The organism is Pedobacter cryoconitis (genome assembly GCF_014200605.1).
GTDB lineage: Bacteria > Bacteroidota > Bacteroidia > Sphingobacteriales > Sphingobacteriaceae > Pedobacter > Pedobacter cryoconitis_B.
Genome location: NZ_JACHCE010000009.1, coordinates 141927 through 167617, shown reverse-complemented (window position 1 = coordinate 167617; position 25691 = coordinate 141927). Strand labels below are relative to the sequence as shown.

Below are 25691 nucleotides of genomic sequence, written 5' to 3'. Positions count from 1 at the left end.
TCCTTAAAAATTAAAATTGACAGTGAACAAGTATTGTCTGTTATTGGGATATTTAAAATCAGATACACCAGGGGTAGAATTTCCGGGGGTAATGGTAGTTTGAGGGTCCTGACCTAAGAAATTAGAAAAAGTGGCTACATTATCTGCTGTTACGCCCACTGTAATCCGCTCCATATTTAATCTTTTTGCAAAAGCCTGAGGTAAATCATAATTCAAAGCAATATTCCTGATGGTCAGATAACTGCCGTTTTTTAAGTAACGGGTAGACGTTTCTGTAGAGTTTGCCGAATTCTGAGGACTTGGTTCTGTTGCGTCTGTATCTCCAGGGAAACTCCATACTTTCGAGCCTGAAGGCGTCTGTATTTGATTGTAGTAAGGTTCATGGCCGTCGTTCATCATGAAACGCAGATTATTACTGAATACTTTGTTCCCGTAATTGAAATAGGTACTGATCCTGAGGCTGAGATTTTTATATTTAAAACTATTGTTGAAACCACCCTGATATTTTGGAAGTGCACTGCCTGCTTTCTGCGTGGTCGCTTCTGAATAATTCATAGTCCGCTCACTTCCTGTTACTTTTCCATTTGCATCAGTGATGAGCTTTTCCCAGACAGGTGCCCCGGTCTGGCTGTCTACACCCAGCCATTTAGGCATATAGAATTCATACAGGTTTCCTCCGTTACTGTAGATCTGTGAGATGTTCCAGGAACCTGTTTTCACAATATCCGAAGGCAATCCATATAATTTATTGTCATTGAAATTGATGGTAAAATCTGTTGCCCATTCAAAATCTTTGGTTTTGATGTTGATGGAGTTTATACCCAATTCTATACCTCTGTTGACTACATTCCCGGAATTCTCCCATCTGGTTTCAAAACCAACAGAAAGAGGCTGGGAAACCTGTAACAAGAGGTTTTTGGTATTGTTCCGGTAAGCATCTATGGTCAGGTTGACTCTTTTAAACAAACCAATATCGATCCCTGCGTTGAGCTGGTGTTTACTTTCCCAGGTTAACAGCGGATTGGCCAGCTGAAAAGGGACAGCCCCGATTAAACCGTTATATTGTGTGGTCAGTGAATACAAACCAAGGTATCTCGAGGAACCAATATCCTGGGTACCAGTAACTCCATAACTCAATCTTAATTTTAAATTGTCAATTACGGCATGGTCTTTCATAAAATCTTCATTACTGATCAGCCAGCTTCCTGATAGTGCAGGGAAAGAGGCATAACGGTTGGCTTTTGGGAAAGCTGAAGAGCCGTCTACACGAAACGAAGCGGTTAGAAAATAACGGCTTTTATAATTATAGTTGACCTGAGAGATTAAAGACTGAAGATATTTTTTATCATTTGACCCGGTGACCAGCTGACCGTTTGATACTACATTTAATACCTTCAAACCTCCTGGCAATCCTTTTCCTGAACCACCTGACAGTTCAGTTTGTGCACCTTCGAAGGCTACACCTGCAAAACCACTGATTGTATGGTCCGATAGTTTGAAGTTAAATTTCAAAAGGTTATTTGAAATACCTCCATAGTTAAAAGTGTTGAGTTCGCTCAGAAAACCTTTCCCATGATAGGTACCAGCAGTTAGCGGTGAATAGTAATTGGCAACTTTGCTGAATGCTGCGGAGCCCCGGTTGGTACTGGAAAAGGTCAGCCAGTCTGTGATATGATAATTGACAGCAAAATCATAGTTGACATCAAAACCTTTCATCGGATGGTCTGAATTTTCTACAGAATGGATAGGGTTTATTTTATCCCTTGACCACCATTTAAAGGTAGAATTCCCGTCAACATATACTGGAGACCCATTTTGATCATAGGGATTATCCCAGGGTAGATTTAAGAAAGCGTAGTAAACATCATTGTAATCATAACTGTGCCCATTTTGAGCACTGATATTGATGTTATTGGTAATACTTAGCTTTTTTGAAAAGTTATAGGTTGAATTTGCCCTCAGATTTATTCTCTGGAAATCTGTGTTCAGGAAAGTCCCCTTTTCCCGGTAATAGGAAGCTCCGATATAATAACTGTTTTTCTCTGTCCTGCCGCTTGCAGAAAGATAAACGCTGTTGATGGGAGCTGGTTTAAAAGATTCACCTGACCAGTCATAATCCTGGTTTCTTAAACTTAACGGTCGTTCCTGATAGAATTTAAGCAGATCAATTTTGTAAGAGTTGTCTGTAGCACCAACAATATAATCTCTGTAAAATTCCTTTTGATGGTCATAGAGTTCATTGCTGTTCATCAGCTTCATTTTCCCAAAATCAGGGGTTTTGAACCCGGAGGACACTTTAACCTCAAAATTGATTTTGTCGGTTTTAGCACTCTTGGTAGTCACAATAATTACTCCTGCATTTGCCTGCGAACCATATAAAGCAGTCGCACCGGCATCCTTCAGGACAGTTATACTTTCTACGTCATTGGGATCATAGTTTCCGCCAATAATCCCGTCTACAACGACCAGGGGGCTTTGACTGGCATTTACAGAAGAAACGCCTCTGAGCCTGATTTCAGGAGCTGAACCCGGCGCACCAGAACTGTTGATCACCTGCAGGCCGGCTACCTTCCCCTGTAGCATGGAACCGATATTATTGGAAGTTACATCCTTTAATTTTTCTGCAGAAACAACGGATACCGCACTGGTAAGTTCACTTTGTTTCTTCGTGTCATAACCTACTACAATCACATTATTGAGCTGGCTGACATCTTCAATCAGTGTAATATTTAACAGCTGGCCCGGCACCACTTTAATCTCTTTACTCAGGTAGCCAATAAATGAAACATTGAGTACTGCCTGTTCATTTACGCCTTTTAACAGGAAATTCCCGTCTGTGTCTGTACTTACTACCTTTTTTTGTCCTTTTACACTGACTGATGCACCGGGTAAAGGACGTCCGTCTTTGTCTATGACTTTTCCTTTGACATCAATGTCTTTAATGGTCATGGTTTCTGGCTGAACCTGAATATCGGGCTTAACCTTGATCAGAATTGTTTTCCGGTCGATTTTATAGGTTAGGTTCTGCCCTTTCAATAAGGTTTCCATCACCTGGTCAATTGCTGCATTCCTGAAGTCTGCATTGATCTTCAACTGACCATTTACATTCTGATCGGAATATAAGACTCTGAACCCTGCCTGCTTTTTGATTTCTGAAAAAACCTGCTGCAGTGTGGTATTCTGTTTGGTATAACTGATACGCTGCGCAAAACCTGCCGCGCTTACTTGGACTAAGCAGGTGGTAATGATGGCAATAATCAGGTTAATTCTCATTACTAATTTTCTTTTATTCTTTGTTAAGGCTTGCTGAATAACAAATTTCAGGACAAATAAAAGCTTGGGGTATAGCCATAAGCGTAGCATACCTAGGTTAAAAGCATTTAATTTCATACTTTCGTAAGGTTGGGTTAATACATGAACGGATCTCAATTTTGTTTTTTGGGTTAACTCAGATCTTTGCCATGGAAGTGCTGATACACTTTCATGGCTTTCTCTTAAAAACCGGGCGTATTAACTTGCTTTACCTTTGATTTTTTTCATTTTGTTTTGGTTTTATAGTTGATAGGTTGGTTATTTACCGGATTGGTCAGATCCTCTTTATTATTCTCTTTTATTATTTGGTCAGTACGCTGATTCGTCTTCCCTCAATAGAAAAGCGCACATTACTGGTTTCTTCTAACATTTTTAAAACAGCTGATATATTCTCAGATCTGGAAACAGAGCCTGTAAAGGTTGGCATCTTTAATGGGGCATAGGTATATACAATGTCTACGTCGTACCAGCGGGAAACTTTTTTCAGAATGCTGGCCAACGGCTCGTTAGTAAATGCAAATTCTCCGTTCTTCCAGTCAATGGCATCATTCACATTCACTTCTGAGACATTGAACTTCTCGCCTCTCAGCTCTGCTTGTTCACCTGGTTTTAGAATAACTTGCTTATTCAATTTTACAGAGCCTTCTAATAAAGTAGTTTTAATAGTATGTTCATCAGGATAGGCATCCACATCAAAGTGAGTTCCCAAAACCTGGATTTCCTGTTTTCCGCTTTTCACAATAAAGGGATGCTTTTTATCTTTGGCAACTTCGAAATAAGCTTCTCCGCTTAACTCAACTTTACGCTCTTTTAAAGAAGCGAAAGAGGCGGGGTATTTTAAGGAAGAGGCCGAATTGATCCAGACTCTGGTACCATCAGGTAAGTTCAACTGATATTGTCCGCCACGGGGTGTTTCAATGCTATTGTATTGTGTACTTGCTTTGCTCCCCTGATCTACAGCGGTATAAACTAATTGTCCGTCTGCAGTTTTGGTAATCTTTACCCCTGCTTCTTGCAGCATGGTCCCATTAGTCAGGTTTGTGAGTACCAGTTTTTTTCCATTAGCCAGTGTCAGGTAAGCTTTATTACTCCCGGCTGGAATATCATTTGCATAGGCCTTAAACGGAGTAGATTTAGGTAAGGACTCTGGCTGGTTAAGATACAGGCCAATACCAACAATCACGGCTATGGATGCTGCGGCGGCCAGATATACGCCGGATGTCTGATACCGTTTAAGCCAATGTTGTTTTTTATGCTGTTGCAATGACAACCACATCTGGTCACTTGCTTCGTTCAGTTCTTTTTCAGAAAGTCCGGCTTCGTCATACTGATGGAGCTGATGCAACCAGAGTTTGGCCATAGCTTCTTCCTCCGGACTGTAATTACCCGAACTGATCTTATCCAATACTTCTTTTACATCTTTTTTCATTGGAGAATGCTTGTCTTTATATGGCCATGAGTTATCCTGTTAAGCTCATTAAAGACAAAGACGATTGACCAGCATGGATTAGGTACATCAGTTAAAAACAATTATCTAAACAACTGATATACAGAATAATAATTTCTGTTTATATTTTCAGAATCCACAAAAGATATGCGACTAAACCGAGCTTTATCCGGAGATGTTTCATGGCTCTCTTGAGTTGTGTGGATACGGTATGTTCGGAGATGTCCAGTTGCTGAGCAATTTCTTTGGTACTTAAAAAGTGTTTCCTCTTTAAGATATAGATCTCTCTCATTTTTGGGGGCATTGCAGCAATTTCACGTTCTATTAAAGCCATAATATCCTTTTCACGGATCAGATAATCAGTTTCTGTAGATTTTACTTCGATATAATGTTCACCGCTTTCGGCATATTTTTTAATAATGCCCTGATGTTTGAAGATATCAAAGATTTTATGAAGTACTGCTTTATAAAGATAGGCGGATAAGCCTACTGTGAAATGGATCTCTTTGCGATGATTTAATAACCAGGTAAAGACATCCTGAACTACATCTTTAGCTTCTTCTTTGTTTCTCAGCTTTTTATAAGCGTATAAGTATAACAGTTTATCGTAACGCAGATAAATTTCCCTAAACGCAGCATCATTATCCTCTTTTAATAAGAGGATCAATTCGCCGTCAGTTAAGGTATTATAGTTGGCCATAAAGAATACAAGTTATTCAATTTATTAAGAAAAGCGTAATTAACTCAATATATTGATTTAGCCTGAAGCTTATGGATGACAGCTATACATTTTGTTTCAATTCGTATTCAACCCGCCCCTCTGTAAGCGGGACTGGTCATTATCACGATAGCAATTCCAGATACCAGCATAAACAACTGAATTAAAGCTTTATACGTGATTAAAAAAAATATAAAACAGACTGAACTACCGATTGTTTGAGCATCATAAATTATTTAACAAAACGTCAGATTATGAAAAAGCTAATGATGATTTTAGTGTTATGTGGATTCTGCCTGGCAGGATTTGCAAATACTGTTCAGCAACAGGACACTTCCTTAACCAGACAGGATACTACAAAGAGACACACGAAGAAAATGTCTCCTGCCAGGAAAAATCCGAAAAATAAGGACTGGTCTAAGCGGGATACAATGAAAAAGAATAACAGCAGAATGGATACGATTGCAAAGCCTCCGCAACCGTAATTCAAAAATGATCAGCCTGAAGAGGACTGATGAAACAAGAAGCCAGACTATCTTTGGCTTCTTGTTATTTAATTATCTAATCCCTGTTACCACTTTTAGCCTGCCTGATCGCCTGATTATCCTGGAGATTAAGACGATATACAAAAGTTAAACGATAACGTGCTGCATTTGGAATATTTGTTTGTTCCATTACATAATCACTTCCGGTTGTGGTTGTCTGATACTTACGCAGGTTGAATACATTGGTAATATCAAGTAATAGTGTTGCCTTATCTTTCAGCAAATTCTTACCTGCCCCAAAATCAATGTAATGAATTGCCGCTGTGTGGCTCTGTGCATTACTTTGCGCACCAGTAAAGTTATAGCGGCACTGTAAACTTAATTTATTTTTAAATTTTACCTGCGTACTTAAACGGCTGGTAAATACATTACCAGAATACTTGAAATTATGGTCTTTGTACCAACCGCTTTGCTTGAAACCATAAGCATTAAATTCAGTATTCAGCTGTAACCATTGTAATGGATTATATAAAACAGACAGCTCTATCCCACGTCTTATCTCCCCCTCAATGTTTACTGGGGTAGTGATAAAAATACCGTTCTGGTCCCTGAAAATATAGTCTTGAATAGTTCCTTTATTATTTTGATAATATAGGGATGGATTAAGTGTAAAATTACTCCAGTGCTTCAAAAAACCCAGTTCAAAAACATTCGCATAAGAAGGGTTCAATTCCGGGTTACCAATAAACCTGGCATTAAAATCTGTGAGTTCGTTAAAAGGATATAAAAGATTTAGTGAAGGCCGGTTAATCCGCTTACTGTAGCTTCCCTGTATAGCCCCACCTTTAGCTAATTGATAAGTCAGGCTAAGTGCTGGAAATAAACGAACATAATTTTTGTTATTATTATAAATTCCGGCCCTGTCTTCTATCCTGACCCTGGTTAATTCCGTTCTTAAGCCTAACTGGTAAGCTAGTTTACCTATTTTGCTGCCCAATTGGGTATAAACGCCACCTATAAGCTCATTGTAGTTAAGCTGATTATTGATATAATCAATGATATCCCAATCTTCTCCCGCCTGTTGTTCTGCCCTGAACTCACTGGTCACTCTTCGGTTTTCTGTTTTCAACCCAAATTCAAGTGTAGTATTACTATCCAGCGGCTGGGTGAAATCTGTTTGCGCCATAAAATCTTTACTTGTTCCAATAGAACTGGTTCGGATAGCAGGTAAAGTTTCTATTGCCGGTAACAGTTTCTTCGTCCCCAGATTCCAGTCTTTATCACTGTTCCAGAAATCATACTGTATATCAATAGTATGTTTTTTACCCGGCCGGCTGAACTTATGGGTGTAATTGAATTCCAGCTGATTATAACTCCTTCTTTCCCAAGACCCTCCATTACGGAGCAGACTGCTGTCAGCTTTACTGCCATGATTTTTGTAATTATAATTTAAGGCTGTTTGATCATGATCATGAGTAGAGTTCTTAAGAAAAGCTACAGTAACAGTCTGCTGGTCGCTGATCTGATAGTCTGCCCCAAAGTATAATAGTTTAGCATCGTCGTGCCGGTTTTCATCCTGCTTCTGGTTCATTAAAGTAGTGGTCCCGTTATTGGAAACAGATTGATTAGTTGTGTATAATCCTGCATAATCGGACAGCCTGATTCCAAAAGTTGAAAATACATTCAGTTTATCAGATTTATAATTCAGACTTGGTGTAATCCGGGTCTCATTTGGGATACCACCGACCAATCTGAGCTGGCCATTAAATCCACCTTTTTTATTTTTCTTTAAAATGATATTAATAATTCCTGATGAACCGGAAGCATCATATCTGGATGAAGGATTTGTGATCACTTCCACACGTTCTATCTGATCAGCAGGAATTTGTTCTAATGCATTTCCCTGGGTAAGCCCCGAGCGGCGACCGTTAATTAATACCAGTACATTGCTGCTTCCCCGCAAACTAACGCTTCCCGATGGACCTATACTAACTGCAGGCACCCCGTTTAAGAGTTCTACTGCCGACCCAGTTTGCGATAAGATATCTTTTCCTGTTTCGAATACTTTTTTATCCAGCTTTAAGCTGATCGATGGCTGATCGCTGGTTATGGCAATTTCTTTAAGCAGTTTTGAATCAGCATTCAAAAATATCGTTCCTGTATTGATATGATTTGCAGCAGCAGCTATCAGCAAAGGTTTGGTTATGTTTTGATATCCTATCATAGTAATTTCAATAGTTATATTACCTGATGGAATATCATCCAGCTTAAATGCCCCCTTTTCGTCAGTGATCCCCGCAGCAATCAGTTTCAATGACTGATCTTTTATACTTACTGTAGCATAAATAACCGGCATTTTAGATGACTGTTCCTGCACAATACCAGAGATTGTTTTTTTCTTCGGATCAGAAGAATTTAATTGCTGCGCTAAAATACCAGTACAGTAGAATACAGCTATAAAAATGATTAGAAGTCGTTTCATAACACAAGATTAATTCGCAGAAATAATAAACAAGGGGAAAAACATGTCAACAGCTCTATCTCCTTTTGAAATGCATTTTTTTGACTTATCTTAATCTTAACTTTATCCCATGCAGCGCCTCTTGATTGTCTTTACCGTTTTGTTATTTCTTTCTTCCTGTAAGTCACCTGTGGTTTATGAAAAGCAGCCCACCGTTTATCAGACAGGTGACAATAAAAGATGGGCAGAAAAAAACTTTAATACGACCAGCTGGCTGACTGAAAGAGGAAACACAGCTCAGGGGATTTTCTGGTCACGGTCACCAGTGAAACTGATAAAAAATCCTGTTAGTCAATTAGGATTACATTTGGAATCTTTTGGTGCTTTCGAAGTTTATTGGGATGGGATATTTATTGGCCGGAATGGTCAGATCACACAAAAGGATAAACCTGAAATAGCCGGGTATAGTACAGGTTACTTTCAAATACCAGATTCTTTAGCACATCCAGGCCTGCATATTTTAGCGCTGCGCACGTCACAATCCTATTTCAACGGAGTAAAACGTCCTATCGGAATAGAATTAAATCAATTTGCGGATCTGTTAAAAAATCCGCTGATTATCACTTCATTTATGAACCTGATGGCAGGGGCTTTCCTGATTGCATCGGTCTACTATTTTTTCCTGTATCTCAATAGCCGGCGCAAAGAGCATAGCATCCTGATCTTTGCAATTATTTGCTCACTCTTTTTTTCTTTACTGATTACAGAATATATCAAATTCTATATAGCTATCCCCTATACCCGTTTTTTTGTGCGGCTTGAAATTATTGGCTGGTTAACTTTTGCAATCGCTATGCTGGTCCCCCTGTATTTTTGTATACAGTTTCATTTCAGTAAGAAAAAGATATTATTGATCACTTTATTCATTATTTTGATTACAATATATATTGTCAATTATGATCATTTTGATCTGACTGCCTTATGGTACAGCCGTGTAATGTGGTTCGCAGCTGTGGTCATTGTACTGAATGCCATTATTCAAAAAGAAAAAGGCGGGCTCATTGTACTTACGGGTTTACTGGCCAGTGCAATAGTTAATGACTTTCTGTTTTACGATTTTGGCTTATTCATCAGCTTTACCCTGATCATTTTATGTATGTTATATTTGCATGCTTTAAGGGCCAGGGTGATAGAAGATGAATTTCAATCTTCGCTGCTCCTTTCTTCCAGGTTACAACTAGAACTGATTAAAAAGAATATACAGCCTCACTTTATTAGGAATACACTGACCTCATTAATAGACTGGGTAGAAGAATCTCCAAAACAGGGCGCTGAATTCATCCAGGCACTGGCGGGTGAATTTGATATTATGAATTCTATATCTGAAGCTGTATTAATTCCAATAAGACAAGAAATAGAGCTTTGTAAAACCCACCTTACCGTGATGCAGTTCCGTAAAGAAATCCGCTATGAATGGCAGGAATCAGGAATCGATGAAACAGAATATATCCCTCCTGCGCTGATACATACGATTCTTGAAAATGGGATAACCCATAGCATTCCTATTGCCGAAGGTCTCATTACTTTCAAACTGACTTATTTATGCACGGCTACTTACAAGCAATATACTTTTGAAACCAATGCACTGAACCGGCAGGCATCAGAAAAAAGAGAGGGAGGTAATGGTTTCCGCTACATACAGGCCCGTCTAACAGAAAGTTATAGTGACCGCTGGAAGTTCATTTCAGAAGCAATTCCAGGGGGCTGGCTAACCACGATACAGATTGATAACAAATGATGAAGATACTGATTATTGAAGATGAGGCAAGGATAGCCAAAAGAATAGAACGGATGACACGTAATTTCTTTGAACAGAATATATCGGCTATTACAATTTGTGATTCCCTGCAAAAGGGTTTGACCTATATAGAGAAGAATACGATTGATATTTTGTTATTAGATCTGAATTTAAATGGCGAAAATGGATTTGAGATATTAAAGTCAATGGTAGCCGGATCATTTCATACCATCATTGTTTCTGCCTATACAGATAAAGCAATCGATGCTTTTACTTATGGAGTGCTTGATTTTGTCCCCAAACCTTTTGATCAGACCAGATTGTCGATGGCTCTCAGAAGAGTTACCAGTGTTGAAAAAACAACGGCCGGTACGATGAAATATCTGGCAGTAAAAAAAGCTGGCCATACCCGGATGATAGCTGTTAAAGATGTACTGTATGTTAAAGGGGCAGGAATTTATAGTGAACTGTATTTACAGAACGGTCAACAGGAATTACATGACAAATCAATGGAGATGCTGGAACAACTGCTGCCCGGGTCATTTGAACGTATCCACAAATCTTATCTGATTTCATTAGATCAGGCAGAAAAAATCATTATACGTCCGGGAAGCAGTTATAGTCTTTTACTTAAGAATGGAGAAACATTACCGATTGGCAGGTCAAGGTACAAAGAGTTAAAACGAAAAATGATTTGAGGTTAAAACTGTCAGAAAACAAAAAAGCCTTAGATTTCTCTAAGGCTTTCAGTGCACTTGTAGGGATTCGAACCCCAAACCTTCTCATCCGTAGTGAGATGCTCTATCCAATTGAGCTACAAATGCATTTCCCAATTCTGTATCGCTTTGGGATTGCAAAAGTAGTATTTCTATTTGAAATTCAAAACTTTTTTCAAATAAATATTCAAATAAATATAGCGCTCTACTGTTACTACCCTTCTACAACTTTCTTAATTGCATCGAAATCAGGAAGATCACCCGCCGATTCTAAAACTTCAGCATAAATAATTTTTCCTTCTTCATCGATCACAAATGCAGCTCTTTTTGAGACACCCTTTAAATTATACACGAATTCTTCATAAATTGACTGGTAAGCCGTAGACGTTTCTTTATTAAAATCTGATAATAAAGGGAACTGATAGAATTGTTCTTCTTTAAATTTAGCCAGTGTAAAAGGTGAATCCACAGAAATACCTAATACCTCTGCATTCATTCCCTGGTAAAAACCAAAGCTATCTCTCATGGTACAAAGCTGAGTTGTGCAAGTACCTGTAAAAGCCATTGGGAAAAATTGTAATACTAATTTCTTTCCTTTGAAATCTGCTAATGATGTTTCTTTTAAATCTGAGCTGAATAATTTAAAATCCGGAGCCTGATCGCCTATTTTTAATCCCATTTTATATATGTGTTTGTTAGTATTTGTTTTTTAATCTCTTTCTTTCAATTGCTGATCAACTAAAGCAAGTCCCTGCTCAAAGCTACGTGGGGCATAACCTAGTTCGGCTATAGTCTTATCTAATATAAAACCAGTCTTTACAGGACGTTTCGCTGCCTGATTAAGAGATGCTGCACTTATTTCAGTAATCAACCCTTTATCCAGATGCCAGAAATCTGCAACCCGGAATACAAGCTCAGAGATACTCATCATGTCTTTTCCTGATACATTGAAAACACCATGCGCATCTTTCTCTATAACTGCAAGACATGCGTCTGCCAGGTCTTCTGCAAGCGTCGGCATCCGCCACTGATCATTGACAACATTGATAGGCGTCCCTTTCTCTAAAGCCTCCTTAGCCCACAATACGATATTACTTCTGCTCTGGTCACTGATGATACCATATACAATAATAGTACGCAATATAGCCCATTTACACTGAGAACCTTTAATGATTTCCTCAGCTTCAAATTTAGTCTCCCCGTAATAACTCAAAGGATTTGGGATACCCATCTCATCATAAGGGCCATTCGCACCGTCAAAAATAAAATCTGTAGATAAATGAATCAGCTGAATGTTGTATTCTTCACAAATTGCAACTAATGTTTTTACGGCTTCGACATTAAGCGCATAAGCAAGCTCTTTTTCTGTCTCACATTTATCCACATTTGTTAACGCAGCAGTATGTATGATCGCATCGGGTTTGTACTGGCCCAATACTTCTCTGACATTAACAGGATCAAGGATATCCATTTCTGCATATTCATAGCCCTGTGTACCCTTAAAGCGATTTTCGCCTTTAGATGTTGCTACCAGATTGAACGGTTTTCCAGCTAATATCGCTGAAGTAATTTTCTGTCCGAGAAGCCCGTTGCTGCCTGTAACTAATACTGTTTTCATGCCTACTAAATTATTGATAAAAAAACTGTGGAAAAACTTTTTATTTATATACAAAAATTATATCGAAAAACCTTAGCTTTGCAAACCGAATTGAAGCCTTTAAAAGGGCCTTTAACAATTTGATATTTATAATTTTACCAAAAACAATATATGCCTAACATTGGAAAAATAGCGCAGATTATAGGACCGGTAGTAGACGTGAGTTTTGCTGACGATGCTCATTTACCTCAAATTTTCTCTGCATTAGAGATTGAAAAAGAAAACGGACAGAAGATCGTTTTAGAAGTTCAACAACATCTTGGTGAAGACCGTGTACGTGCAATTGCAATGGACTCGACTGATGGTTTAGTACGTGGAATGGCCGCAGTAGATACTGGCTCCCCTATTAAAATGCCTATTGGTGATCAAATCAAGGGTCGTTTATTCAATGTTGTAGGTGAAGCTATCGACGGAATTAACACAGTTGATAAAACTGGTGGTAAATCTATTCACAACGCGCCTCCCCGTTTCGACGAACTGTCAACAGAATCAGAAGTACTTTATACAGGTATCAAAGTAATCGATTTATTAGAGCCTTACGTTAAAGGTGGTAAAATCGGATTATTTGGTGGTGCAGGTGTAGGTAAAACTGTATTAATTATGGAATTGGTAAACAACATTGCTAAGGCATATGCTGGTTTATCTGTATTCGCAGGTGTTGGTGAGCGTACTCGTGAAGGTAATGACCTTTTACGTGAGTTCATTGAGTCTGGTGTAATTAACTACGGTGATGAATTCCTTCATTCAATGGAAAAAGGTGGATGGGACTTAAGCAAAGTTGATACTGAGAAATTAAAAGAATCTAAAGCAACATTGGTATTCGGTCAGATGAACGAGCCTCCTGGAGCACGTGCGCGTGTAGCTTTATCAGGATTAACTGTAGCTGAATACTTCCGTGATGGTGATGGTGAAGGCGCTGGAAAAGATATCCTTTTCTTCGTTGATAACATCTTCCGTTTCACTCAGGCTGGTTCTGAAGTATCTGCTCTTTTAGGCCGTATGCCTTCTGCGGTAGGTTACCAACCAACTCTGGCAACAGAAATGGGATTAATGCAGGAGCGTATTACTTCAACTAAACGTGGATCTATTACTTCTGTACAGGCTGTTTATGTACCTGCAGATGATTTAACTGACCCGGCTCCGGCTACAACGTTTGCCCACTTAGATGCAACAACTGTATTATCACGTAAAATTTCTGAGCTGGGTATCTATCCTGCTGTGGATCCATTGGATTCTACATCACGTATCCTTTCTCCAGCTATTTTAGGAGATGAGCACTATAACACTGCACAACGTGTGAAAGAAATTTTACAACGTTACAAAGAGTTACAGGATATCATCGCGATCTTAGGTATGGACGAGTTATCTGAAGAAGATAAATTAATTGTTCACCGTGCACGTCGTGTTCAACGTTTCTTGTCACAACCTTTCCACGTAGCTGAGCAATTTACAGGCTTAAAAGGTGTATTGGTTGACATTAAAGAAACCATCAAAGCATTCAACATGATTATGGATGGTGAAGTTGATGAATATCCTGAGGCTGCATTTAACTTAGTTGGTGGCATCGATGATGCAATTGAAAAAGGAAAGAAACTATTAGCTGAAGCAAACGCTTAATTAAGGCGTATACACTCAACATATGACATTAGAAATATTAACACCAGATAAAAAAGTCTTCGAAGGCGAAGTTACAGCAGTTACTGTACCAGGTACTATGGGATCTTTTCAAATTTTGAGAGACCATGCTCCTATTATTTCAACTTTAGAAGATGGACCAGTAATTATTAAAAGCAAAACTGATGAACAAACCTTTATAATTAAAGGTGGCGTTGTGGAAGTTTTAAAAAACAAGATTATTGTTTTAGCTGAGGGTGTAGCTTAATATTTAATCATAAATTATAGAAAGAGAGTGTCCTTTTGGAACACTCTCTTTTTTTATGCGCTTATTCATACTTTAATGCATCTGCCGGGTTTGCTTTCGCAACTTTTAAAGTCTGCAGGCTCACAGATAGGATAGCAATTAATACCGATAAGCTGAATGCTGTTAAAAAAGGCCAGCAACTGATTTCTATCTTATAATCATATTTCTGCAGCCATCTGACTGCTAAGATATAGGCTACAGGAATCGAGATCAAATTGGAAATAATCACCAGTTTAATAAAATCCTTATTTAAAAGAATCAGTATATTTTTCATATCCGCTCCCAGCACTTTACGGATACTGATTTCTTTACTTCGCTGCTCTGCCATATATAATGCCAGGCCAAGTAAACCAAGGCAGGAGATGAAAATAGCGAAACTACCAAATACATTGGATAGTGTGCTTAAAACTTTTTCATCATGAAGTTTTCCTGCCATCTGCTGGTTAACAAAAGTCATTTCAAAAGGGTACCCCGGGTTAAGCTGCTGACTCAATTCCTTTATCTTTTCTATAGACCGGGTCATATTGACCGCTGGATTAAGACGGAGCACAAGCATATTAGCATTATCTTTTTCCGTATAAAAATATAATACAGGCTCCACTTTTGTTCCTAAGGAGGAATAGATGTAATCCTTCATCACACCAATAACTGTAAAAGTCTGCCCCCAGTCGCCATTTCTGATTTGAGCGCCAATTGGATTTTTAAGATTCATTGTTTTTACTGCAGTCTCATTGAGCACAACAGCTAAGGAATCACTACCAAAAGCACGATTAAAATCGCGCCCCAAAAGCATTTTGGAGCCAATAGTCTGCGTAAAATCATAACCAGAAAAATGAAGCTGCATTTTTATCTGTTCATTTTTCTGTTGGCCAGGCCATCCTATTTTTTCTGTGCTCACTGAGTTGTTTGTCACCCCGTTTGCTGTTTCTGTTGCTGCGACTATTGCGCCGGATTTAATTAATCCGGCCTTAAAAAGATCCAGTTTGTGACTATCTCTCAAAGTTCCTGACCTCCACAACTGAACCAGGTTATCTTTATTAAAACCCAAAGGGTTAGTATTCATATATTGCATCTGATTGTGTACAACTATTGCACAAACAATCATACATATAGAAAAACCAAACTGAAGAACCACCAATAATTTACGTATAGGTAAAGAAGTCCTGCCCGCTCCCCTGAATCCTTTCAATACTTTAACAGGAATAAATGAAGACAAATAAAATGAAGGATAACTCCCTGCAAGTAACCCCGTAACGATGATCAGCAGGATAAGCGTCAACCAGATACCATACGAATGATAATTAACAGCCATATGAATACCTAAAAGGCTATTAAAATAAGGCAATGAAATCTCCAGCAAAATAAATGCGAGCATCATTGCTAAAAAAGATAAAAGGAGAGACTCTATTAAGAACTGCCAGGCTATCGCTTTTCTGGATGATCCCAGCGTTTTACGCACACCAACTTCTCTGGCTCTTTTTTCAGAATGCGCAGTAGAAAGGTTCATATAATTTATGCAGCCGATAAACAACACGCAGCCAGCCAGCATTAAATATAACCTTACCTGATCAATACTACCGCCAACCAGCTTTCCATTTTTAAAAGAGTTATATAAATGATTCTTCTCAAACGGGAAAAGAAAAAACTCAATGTATTGATCTCCATTTTGTTTCTGCATAAAAATCTTTCTCATTTGTGCATCTGCAGCTTTGAATGAGTTTTTATCTTTTAGCTGAATGAGCGTATTCAACGCTCCGTCACTCCAATCCATGCGGGTAAAGTAAGGTCGCTCCTTTTCCAATAAAGACCAGGTCATTAACAGATCAAACTGATGACTTTGATTCGCTGATAACTTCTTAATGACTGCAGTAACGACGAGTGGAACACGGTTATCGAATTTTATAATCTTACCTACAGGTTCTTCATCCCCAAAAAACATCCTGGCTGTTTCTTCTGTGATCAATACGGAAGAAGGTGCCGATAAAGCCGTTGCTGGATTTCCTTTGATAAATTCGTAATTGAACAACTGGAGAAAAGAAGGATCAGTATAAATGATTTTTTTATTAAAGCTGTTCTCCTTATAGCTGAAAAGCCCCCCACTCTCTGCTAAACGACAGGTATATTCAATTCCTGGTATTGTTTGCATAGCCGTAGCAGCAAGTTGGCTGGGCGTACAATACCCACGATTTGTGCTCACCTTATCACTCATCCTGTCATTTTCATATACAGCATATATCCGGTCAATATTCTTGAACTGCTTGTCGAAACTCCACTCGTAGTTCACATATAATAACAATAGCAAACAACTTGCAAGCCCGATTGCCAGTCCGCCAATATTAATCAGTGAAAAGATCTTGTTCTTCAATAGGTTCCGCCAGGCGATTTTGAGTGTAAGTTTATACATGTCTGTTTGCCAGCATTAATATACCAGTTAAATCCGGAAGGCACCAACTTTATGCCACAACAAAAACACGCGAAACCGACTATCAGACAACGATTTAATTCAGATGAGGAATATAAGCGTACGGTATCGGACAACACGATGTCCAAAAGCGAACAGTATTTTTTAATTCACAATGACTTTATCTGGATTATGAGGACTCTTATACCCTGGTAAATCCATTTTTCACCTCCTGTAATTTCAGTCATTTTTATAAATTCTTTTAGTGATTCTAAGATTTTAGGCAGAATTTCTCCAATATTATAATGCAAGCATAAAACCTATACCGAATACCAATATCATATTTGGTATAGATGACACCACTTTTAGAAAGGTTAATTGTATTTTATACAAAATATAATACTGAATATTTTTTTATTTTATTCATTATATTTTTTTTCATTTATTTTCATTCTGCTATTGACAGTCTGTAAAGCAAAAACTAAATTGTAATTATATAAAGCAATCATAAAACACAAAGAAATGCAAGGTTTATTCAAAGCGCAATTTAATGTCATTATTAACCTAATTATTCTGCTGATTCTTCAGGAGACTAAGGCGCTGTAAATGAATATTTAACCTACAAAATATCCTGAAGCGCCTCCCAAAAGAGGCGCTTTTTTAATGAGAGCAAAACCAAACAACCGAAACCAAAAAAAAATGCAATACTACGATTCAGCCACAGTCCTTTACTTAAACGGAAAGTTTATCAAGGCCGCAGAAGCCAAGACAAGTTTGTATAGCCAATCTTTACATTATGGCTATGCAGTATTTGAAGGTATCCGTGCTTACAATACGCATAATGGTACCAGAATATTTAAAGCAAAAGAGCATTATGATCGTTTGCAGCGTTCTGCAGAACTAATGCATATTCCTTTCCCATTTGATAAAAACGAGCTGATCAGACAAACTTATAAACTACTGGAAAAGAACAATATAAAAGATGCTTATATCCGTCCTTTAGTGTATTGCGCACCAAATATGACGCTCAGTGCAGCAACAGAGGTTTCGATATTGATCTGTGCATGGGAATGGGGAGCGTATCTGGGAAATACATTGCAAAAAGTATGTGTTTCCAGCTACCAGAGACCTAATCCAAAATCAACTCATGTGGAAGCTAAAGCCAGCGGACACTATGTAAATTCAATACTGGCAACCACTGAAGCTAAAAGCAAAGGTTTTGATGAAGCGATCTTACTGGATATGAATAATAATATTGCTGAAGCTCCGGGAGCTAATATTTTCATCGAGAAAAACGGCAAACTATATACTCCCCCGCTAGGAAATATCCTGGCTGGTATTACCAGGGCCACAGTTTTGAGATTATGTAAAACACTTGATATAGAATGTATTGAAAAGCATTTATCAGTGGATGATCTGAAAAATGCAGATAGTGCCTTCTTCTGTGGAACAGCAGTAGAAATTGCAGGAATTGCTTCTATAGATGATACAATTTTCCCTGCTATCTGGACAGAAACTTTAGGGGCAACCTTACAGCGTACCTACAAAGCACTGGTACTGGAAAAACAAAACTACGAAGTAATCATATAAACGAAAAACCACAAAACTAGAAGATGTCACAAACACCAGAATTGAACCGATACAGCAAAGTTTTCACACAAGATCCTACCCAGCCAGGCGCACAAGCTATGTTATATGGTATTGGTCTGACAACAGAAGATATGCAGAAAGCTCAGGTCGGTATTGCCAGCATGGGTTACGATGGGAACACCTGTAATATGCATTTAAATGATTTGGCTAAAATTGTTAAAGATGGCGTATGGAAAAATGATATGGTCGGTTTAACCTTCGGTACTATTGGTGTCAGTGACGGCATGTCCAATGGTACAGATGGAATGCGTTACTCACTGGTATCCAGAGATGTAATTGCAGACTCAATTGAAACAATTTGTGGCGGACAATACTATGATGGTTTAATTACCATTCCTGGCTGTGACAAAAACATGCCAGGGTCTATCATGGCAATGGGACGCCTGAACAGACCTTCGATTATGGTTTACGGAGGAAGTATTCATTCAGGAAAATATAAAGGAAAGTCATTAAATATAGTTTCCGCTTTTGAAGCTTTAGGAGAAAAGCTTGCAGGAAATTTATCGGAAGAAGATTATCAGGGCATCATCCGTCATACTTGTCCGGGTGCAGGTGCCTGTGGCGGAATGTATACTGCAAATACAATGGCTTCGGCAATTGAAGCTTTAGGAATGAGTTTGCCTTACAGTTCATCTTATCCGGCACTAAGTGAGGAGAAAAAAGAAGAGTGTACAGCGGCAGGTAAAGCAATCAGGGTGTTGTTAGAGCAGAATATACTTCCATCAGATATTATGACAGAAAAAGCATTTCACAATGCTATTGTCACTGTAATGGTATTAGGAGGTTCAACAAATGCCGTTCTGCATTTAATCGCTATGGCAAAATCTGTAGGCCTAACACTAAAATTAGAAGACTTCCAGCGCATTAGCGACAGTACTCCTGTTTTGGCTGATTTAAAACCAAGCGGTCAGTATTTAATGGAAGATGTTCATGAAATCGGAGGTATTCCTGCAGTCTTGAAGTATCTGTTAAAAGTTGGGCTTGTACATGGAGATTGTATAACAGTTACCGGTAAAACTTTAGCAGAAAATGTGGCTGAAGCAGTAGATCTTGATTTCGATACACAGAAAATCATTTTCCCTGTAACTAATCCGCTGAAAAGCACTGGTCATTTACAGATGTTATACGGTAACCTTGCCGAAAAAGGAGCTGTAGCAAAAATCAGCGGTAAAGAAGGAGAAAAATTTGAAGGTCCGGCGCGTGTATTTGAAGGCGAGCAAAAGCTGATTGCAGGAATTCAAAGTGGAAAAGTACAGCGTGGCGATGTTGTAGTTATCATTAATGTGGGTCCAAAAGGAGCACCGGGAATGCCGGAAATGCTAAAACCGACTTCTGCAATTATTGGTGCAGGTTTAGGAAAATCAGTGGCATTGATTACAGACGGACGCTTTTCTGGAGGTACACATGGTTTTGTAGTAGGCCATATTACACCAGAAGCGTGGGACGGGGGGAATATCGGACTGGTTAGAGATAACGATATCATTACTATCGATGCGGTTAACAATAAGATTCAATTAAACATCTCTGATGAAGAACTCGCTCAGAGAAGATCCGAGTGGAAACAGTTACCACCACCCGTCAAAAGCGGCGTTCTGTATAAATACCTGAAACAAGTAAGCAATGCGAGTGAAGGCTGTGTTACTGATGCCTACACTGATTAATTAACTAAGGCCCTAAACTAAAAAGCAAATTAAATGGAAACGATACAAGAGGTAACTACTACTCCTGCTGAGCCCAAAAAGACCATACAGGTTACAGGTTCTGTAGCCTTGCTGGAAGGATTAATCGCCGAAGGAACCGAAACCATTTTCGGTTATCCCGGTGGAGCCATCATGCCGATCTATGATGCAATTTATGATTATAAAGAAAAGTTAAATCACATACTGGTAAGACATGAGCAGGGTGCTACCCATGCTGCACAGGGTTTTGCCCGTACTTCTGGTAAAGTCGGTGTTGTCTTCGCTACCAGCGGCCCTGGAGCGACCAATCTGGTTACCGGATTAGCCGATGCACAAATAGATAGTACACCTTTAGTTTGTATTACCGGACAGGTTTTCGCACATCTGTTAGGAACTGATGCATTCCAGGAAACTGATGTCATCAATATCACAACTCCTGTTACCAAATGGAATTACCAGGTAACTGATGCCACTGAGATTCCTGCTGCACTGGCCAAAGCATTTTATATCGCCAGAAGCGGAAGACCAGGTCCTGTATTAATTGACATCACCAAGAATGCGCAGATGCAGTTGTTTGATTATGAAGGCTATGTTCCCTGTAATCATATCCGCAGCTATCGCCCTAAACCAATTATAAGAAACGAATATATTGAGCAGGCTGCTGCTTTAATCAATAGTGCTAAAAAACCATTTATCCTGTTTGGGCAAGGGGTATCGCTGGGCAATGCAGAGGCAGAATTTAAAGATTTTGTAGAAAAAAGTGGTATTCCTGCGGCATGGACAATTTTAGGAGCAGGTGCTATTCCTACAGATCATCCATTGAATGTGGGTATGCTGGGTATGCACGGTAACTATGGCCCAAATGTACAGACCAATGCTTGTGATGTACTGATTGCTATCGGAATGCGTTTTGATGACCGTGTAACAGGCCGTCTGGATAAATATGCAAAACAGGCGAAAGTTGTCCATCTGGATATCGACCCTGCAGAAATTGATAAAAACGTAAAAGCAGATGTACCTGTCTGGGGAGATTGTAAGGAAACTCTTCCATTATTAACGAAACTGATTACTGAAAAAACGCATCCGGAATGGTTAGCAGAATTCAAAGCTTTTGAAAAGATTGAAAAAGAAGATCTGATCGAGCCAGAATTGAACCCTCAAAGCGGAGAGTTAACTATGGGTGAAGTGATTAACCAGCTAAACCTATTAACTAAAGGCGAAGCAGTAATTGTTAGTGATGTAGGTCAGCACCAGATGGTGGCCTGCAGATATGGAAAGCTAAATGCTACACGCCTGACTGTAACCAGCGGTGGATTAGGTACGATGGGCTTCGGCTTACCTGCGGCAATAGGCGCTAAATTTGGCGCTCCAAACCGTACTGTTGTAGCTGTAATTGGTGATGGCGGATTTCAGATGACTTTACAGGAATTGGGTACGATTATGCAATTCGGTGTTGATGTTAAGATACTGATCCTGAATAATCAGTTTCTTGGTATGGTGCGTCAGTGGCAGCAATTATTTAATGAAAAACGTTATTCATTTGTTGATATCACGAGTCCTGATTTTGTCAAACTTGCCGAATCTTATTATATACCTGGTAAAAAAGTTACCGAAAGAGATGACCTGGTAGGTTCATTAGAACAAATGCTGCAGCATCCCGGATCATTCCTTTTAGAGGTCATGGTAAGTAAAGAACATAATGTATTCCCTATGGTTCCTCAGGGCTGTAGTGTAAGTGAAATCAGACTTAAATAATTAACGATTATGAGCAGTTCTCAAGATATAGAATTAGCAAATGCTAAACAGGAATTTACCATTACAGTATATACAGAAAATCAGATTGGGATACTTAACCGTATAGCCATTATATTTTCAAGACGAAAAATCAATATTGAAAGTCTGAATGTCTCTCCTTCTGAAATTGAGCATATCCACCGTTTCAATATCTTAATTACTGAAACTGAAGAGGTAGTGCGCAAACTTTCCAGACAGATTGAAAAACAGGTAGAGGTACTTAAAGTATACTTTAATACAAATGAAGATATCATCTGGCAGGAATTAGCCTTGTACAAAGTACCTACTGATACTATTGTAGAAAAGGTAGTAGTTGAACGTTTGCTTCGCGAAAACGGGGCCAGAGCAGTAGTGATCCGCAAAGATTATACTGTATTTGAAACCACAGGCCACCGTACCGAGACAGACAAACTGATTGAAGTCCTGCAACCTTATGGACTGATTGAATTTGTCCGCAGTGCCCGCGTTGCGATTATCAAGGATAGTGAAGGCTTCAACAGTAAATTAAGAGAATTTGAACGTCTTGATCCAGGACAGGATGTCATTGAAAATGAATTCCTCGATAAGGAAAAAAATGTATTTACCATGTAATCCCATTTCATACATACAGAATTAACCAATTAACAATTAAAAGAACCTTAAAAATCAAAAACAATAAACGATGTCAAATTATTTTAACACACTTCCCCTTAGAGAAAAATTAAACCAATTAGGTGTTTGTGATTTCATGGACAGTTCAGAATTTCTGGATGGTGTAAATGCATTAAAAGGAAAAAAACTGGTCATTGTAGGTTGTGGTGCACAAGGCCTGAACCAAGGTTTAAACTTAAGAGATAGTGGTTTAAATGTTTCTTATACATTACGTAAAGAAGCAATCGAAGGCAAAAGAGATTCGTGGAAAAATGCTACTGAGAACAATTTTACTGTAGGTACTTACGAAGAATTAATCCCTGAAGCAGATGTAGTAATTAATCTTACTCCTGATAAACAGCACACTGCAGTTGTTAATGCCATCATGCCATTGATGAAAAAAGGTGCTACTTTATTATATTCTCATGGTTTTAACATTGTTGAAGAAGGAATGCAGATCCGTAAAGATCTTACGGTAATCATGGTCGCTCCTAAATGTCCTGGAAGTGAAGTAAGAGCGGAATATGTAAGAGGTTTTGGTGTACCTACTTTAATCGCTGTACACCCTGAAAATGATCCGGAAGGAAAAGGTTTAGTGCAGGCAAAAGCTTATTGTGTTGGTACAGGCGGTCATAGAGCTGGTGTATTAAAATCATCATTCGTTGCTGAAGTAAAATCAGATTTAATGGGTGAGCAAACTATTCTTTGTGGTTTGCTGCAAACAGGCTCTATCCTTTCTTTCGATAAAATGATTGAAAAAGGAATTGATCCGGGTTATGCTTCTAAACTTGTTCAATATGGTGTAGAAGTAATTACAGAAGCCTTGAAACAAGGCGGGATCACTGCCATGATGGACAGGTTGAGCAATGTGGCTAAGATCAAAGCTTTTGAAATCTCAGAAGAATTGAAAACGATTATGCGTCCATTATTCCAAAAACATCAGGATGATATTATGAGCGGTGAATTTAGCCGTACCATGATGGAAGACTGGGCAGCGGGCGATAAAAACTTATTGGCGTGGCGTGCAGCTACTGGCGAAACTGCTTTTGAAAAAACACCTGCGGGCAATGTTAAAATTGGTGAACAGGAATATTTTGACAACGCTTTATTAATGGTTGCATTTATCAGAGCTGGTGTTGAGCTGGCTTTTGAAACTATGGTACAGGCTGGAATTAAACCTGAATCAGCTTACTATGAGTCTTTGCATGAAACTCCGCTGATTGCAAATACCATTGCACGTAAAAAATTGTTTGAGATGAACAGAGTAATCTCTGATACTGCTGAATATGGCTGTTATTTATTTGATCATGCCTGTAAACCATTGCTGGCTGATTTTATGAAACATGTTGAAACTGATCTGATCGGTAAAAACTTTAATGAAGGTAAAGACGGTTCTGTAGATAACAGGGCATTAATCGCTGTAAATGAAGTGATCCGTTCGCATGAAGTTGAAACTATCGGAGCTGAATTGAGAAAAGCAATGACTGCAATGAAATCAATTAAAACAGTATAAGAATAATATAAACCCTCTCAGGTGAATAGCCTGAGAGGATTACAAAACAATTATAAGATGTCAAAAACATTAGTAGAAAAAATATGGGATGCACACGTTGTAAAAAGCGAAACAGGTTTTCCTGATATTCTATATATTGATACACACTTAATCCATGAGGTTACTTCACCGCAGGCTTTCGATGGCTTACGCAAAAGAGGTCTGCCTGTTTTCCGTCCGCAGCAAACTGTTGCAACTGCCGACCATAATGTGCCAACGATAGATCAGCTACTGCCTATCAAAGAAGAACTTTCACGCTATCAGGTTGATATGCTGACTAAAAACTGTGCAGAATTCGGCATCGAACTGTATGGTCTGGGACATCCTTTTCAGGGGATTGTTCACGTTATAGGCCCTGAACTGGGGATTACGCTTCCAGGTAAAACAATGGTTTGCGGGGATAGCCATACTTCTACGCACGGGGCTTTTGGTGCGATTGCTTTTGGTATAGGTACTTCACAGGTAGAACAGGTTTTTGCTACCCAGTGTTTATTGCAGCAAAAACCGAAGACCATGAAAATTGAGGTTAATGGTACTTTAGGAAAAGGTGTGTCTGCTAAAGACATTATTTTATATATCATCTCTAAAATTTCCGCTGCTGGTGGTACTGGTTATTTTATTGAATATGCAGGTTCGGCAATTGAGGCTTTAAGTATGGAAGCCAGGATGACGATTTGCAATATGAGTATTGAAATGGGTGCCAGAGGCGGATTAATTGCCCCTGACCAGATCACTTTCGATTATATTAAAGGCAGAGAATTTGCGCCTGCAGGTGCAGAATGGGATAAAGCACTGGCTTATTGGAAAACTTTATACAGTGATGCTGATGCGAAATTTGATAGTGTATTAACTTTCAAAGCGGAAGATATCGCCCCTATGATTACTTACGGAACTAATCCGGGTATGGGTATGGGTATTCAGGAAAATATTCCTTCTACTGAATCACAACCTGATAAAGAGCAGTTATCTTATCAGAAAGCACTGGACTATATGGGTTTTGAGGATGATTCTTCATTGATTGGAAAACCTGTTGATTATGTGTTTATAGGCAGTTGTACTAATTCCCGCATTGAAGATTTGCGTGAGGTAGCAGAATTTGTTAAGGGTAAGCAAAAGGCAGAAAATGTAACAGTATGGATTGTTCCAGGTTCAAAACAAGTGGAGCAGCAGGCTAAAAATGAAGGCCTTGACCGCATATTTGAACAGGCAGGTTTTCAGCTTCGTGAGCCAGGGTGCAGTGCTTGTCTGGGAATGAATGAAGATAAAATCCCGGCAGGAAAGTATTGTGTTTCTACTTCAAACAGAAACTTTGAAGGTCGTCAGGGCCCTGATGCAAGGACTTTACTGGTAAGCCCGTTAACTGCGGCAGCAGCAGCAGTTACAGGAAGAATTACAGATGTAAGAGAAATGCTGACTGAGGCTTAAATTCAAAATAATACAACTCAACACTCCGAAAAAAGAGATATAACC

Annotated in this window: 18 protein-coding genes and 1 tRNA gene; 11 read left to right on the top strand and 8 right to left on the bottom strand. The window is 38.9% G+C overall.

The window, feature by feature from the left end; translation table 11 throughout:
- Window positions 1-3: 3 nt before the first annotated feature.
- From HDE68_RS22270 to HDE68_RS22260, 3 genes are all read right to left on the bottom strand, one after another.
- The gene (locus HDE68_RS22270; RefSeq protein ID WP_183884439.1) at window positions 4-3273 is read right to left on the bottom strand and encodes a SusC/RagA family TonB-linked outer membrane protein; all 3270 of its coding nucleotides are present in this window, start codon (window positions 3271-3273) and stop codon (window positions 4-6) included.
- Window positions 3274-3613: 340 nt separating this feature from the next.
- Window positions 3614-4741 (bottom strand): FecR family protein, encoded by a 1128-nt coding sequence (locus HDE68_RS22265; RefSeq protein ID WP_183884438.1) that lies wholly within the window; start codon window positions 4739-4741, stop codon window positions 3614-3616.
- A gap of 139 nt (window positions 4742-4880) precedes the next feature.
- Window positions 4881-5459, bottom strand: coding sequence for an RNA polymerase sigma-70 factor (locus HDE68_RS22260; RefSeq protein ID WP_183884437.1), 579 nt, complete (start codon window positions 5457-5459; stop codon window positions 4881-4883).
- A 272-nt stretch (window positions 5460-5731) separates the two neighbouring features.
- Between HDE68_RS22260 and HDE68_RS22255 the strand changes: the two genes are divergently transcribed.
- Window positions 5732-5962 (top strand): hypothetical protein, encoded by a 231-nt coding sequence (locus tag HDE68_RS22255; RefSeq protein WP_183884436.1) that lies wholly within the window; start codon window positions 5732-5734, stop codon window positions 5960-5962.
- A gap of 76 nt (window positions 5963-6038) precedes the next feature.
- Here HDE68_RS22255 and HDE68_RS22250 read toward each other — a convergent pair whose 3' ends face one another.
- Complete coding sequence (locus HDE68_RS22250) at window positions 6039-8444, bottom strand: TonB-dependent receptor domain-containing protein (protein WP_183884435.1); 2406 nt, start codon at window positions 8442-8444, stop codon at window positions 6039-6041.
- A 109-nt stretch (window positions 8445-8553) separates the two neighbouring features.
- On the opposite strand from HDE68_RS22250, the gene HDE68_RS22245 reads away from it, so the two are divergent.
- Window positions 8554-10221, top strand: coding sequence for a histidine kinase (locus HDE68_RS22245; protein WP_183884434.1), 1668 nt, complete (start codon window positions 8554-8556; stop codon window positions 10219-10221).
- Window positions 10218-10919 (top strand): LytR/AlgR family response regulator transcription factor, encoded by a 702-nt coding sequence (locus tag HDE68_RS22240; protein ID WP_221300897.1) that lies wholly within the window; start codon window positions 10218-10220, stop codon window positions 10917-10919. Before HDE68_RS22245 ends, HDE68_RS22240 begins: the two co-directional genes overlap by 4 nt.
- Before the next feature lie 52 nt (window positions 10920-10971).
- Here HDE68_RS22240 and HDE68_RS22235 read toward each other — a convergent pair.
- The 3 genes from HDE68_RS22235 to HDE68_RS22225 form a co-directional block, all read right to left on the bottom strand.
- Window positions 10972-11045: transfer RNA gene (locus HDE68_RS22235), tRNA-Arg, on the bottom strand.
- 106 nt (window positions 11046-11151) lie between these two features.
- The gene (locus HDE68_RS22230) at window positions 11152-11616 is read right to left on the bottom strand and encodes a redoxin domain-containing protein (protein WP_183884433.1); all 465 of its coding nucleotides are present in this window, start codon (window positions 11614-11616) and stop codon (window positions 11152-11154) included.
- 30 nt (window positions 11617-11646) lie between these two features.
- Window positions 11647-12555 carry an SDR family oxidoreductase gene (locus HDE68_RS22225; RefSeq protein ID WP_183884432.1) on the bottom strand — a complete coding sequence of 303 codons (909 nt, stop codon included), beginning with the start codon at window positions 12553-12555 and terminating at the stop codon, window positions 11647-11649.
- 150 nt (window positions 12556-12705) lie between these two features.
- Between HDE68_RS22225 and atpD the strand changes: the two genes are divergently transcribed.
- Window positions 12706-14211 carry a F0F1 ATP synthase subunit beta gene (gene atpD / locus HDE68_RS22220; RefSeq protein WP_183884431.1) on the top strand — a complete coding sequence of 502 codons (1506 nt, stop codon included), beginning with the start codon at window positions 12706-12708 and terminating at the stop codon, window positions 14209-14211.
- Between the two features lie 22 nt (window positions 14212-14233).
- Window positions 14234-14476, top strand: coding sequence for an ATP synthase F1 subunit epsilon (gene atpC / locus HDE68_RS22215; protein ID WP_068406744.1), 243 nt, complete (start codon window positions 14234-14236; stop codon window positions 14474-14476).
- Between the two features lie 61 nt (window positions 14477-14537).
- Here the strand turns inward: atpC and HDE68_RS22210 are convergent, their stop codons facing one another.
- Window positions 14538-16919, bottom strand: coding sequence for an ABC transporter permease (locus HDE68_RS22210; RefSeq protein ID WP_183884430.1), 2382 nt, complete (start codon window positions 16917-16919; stop codon window positions 14538-14540).
- Between the two features lie 696 nt (window positions 16920-17615).
- Between HDE68_RS22210 and HDE68_RS22205 the strand changes: the two genes are divergently transcribed.
- From HDE68_RS22205 to leuC, 6 genes are all read left to right on the top strand, one after another.
- Window positions 17616-18506, top strand: coding sequence for a branched-chain amino acid transaminase (locus HDE68_RS22205; RefSeq protein WP_183884429.1), 891 nt, complete (start codon window positions 17616-17618; stop codon window positions 18504-18506).
- Between the two features lie 23 nt (window positions 18507-18529).
- The gene (ilvD, locus tag HDE68_RS22200; protein WP_183884428.1) at window positions 18530-20227 is read left to right on the top strand and encodes a dihydroxy-acid dehydratase; all 1698 of its coding nucleotides are present in this window, start codon (window positions 18530-18532) and stop codon (window positions 20225-20227) included.
- Window positions 20228-20260: 33 nt separating this feature from the next.
- Window positions 20261-22000: a biosynthetic-type acetolactate synthase large subunit gene (gene ilvB, locus HDE68_RS22195; protein ID WP_183884427.1), complete on the top strand. Its 1740-nt coding sequence runs from the start codon at window positions 20261-20263 to the stop codon at window positions 21998-22000.
- Between the two features lie 9 nt (window positions 22001-22009).
- Entirely contained in the window at window positions 22010-22630 is a 621-nt protein-coding gene (ilvN, locus tag HDE68_RS22190; protein ID WP_183884426.1) for an acetolactate synthase small subunit, read from the top strand.
- A 70-nt stretch (window positions 22631-22700) separates the two neighbouring features.
- Window positions 22701-24182, top strand: a complete 1482-nt coding sequence (gene ilvC / locus HDE68_RS22185) for a ketol-acid reductoisomerase (RefSeq protein WP_183884425.1) — start codon at window positions 22701-22703, stop codon at window positions 24180-24182.
- Between the two features lie 57 nt (window positions 24183-24239).
- Entirely contained in the window at window positions 24240-25646 is a 1407-nt protein-coding gene (gene leuC / locus HDE68_RS22180; protein ID WP_183884424.1) for a 3-isopropylmalate dehydratase large subunit, read from the top strand.
- Window positions 25647-25691: the final 45 nt, after the last annotated feature.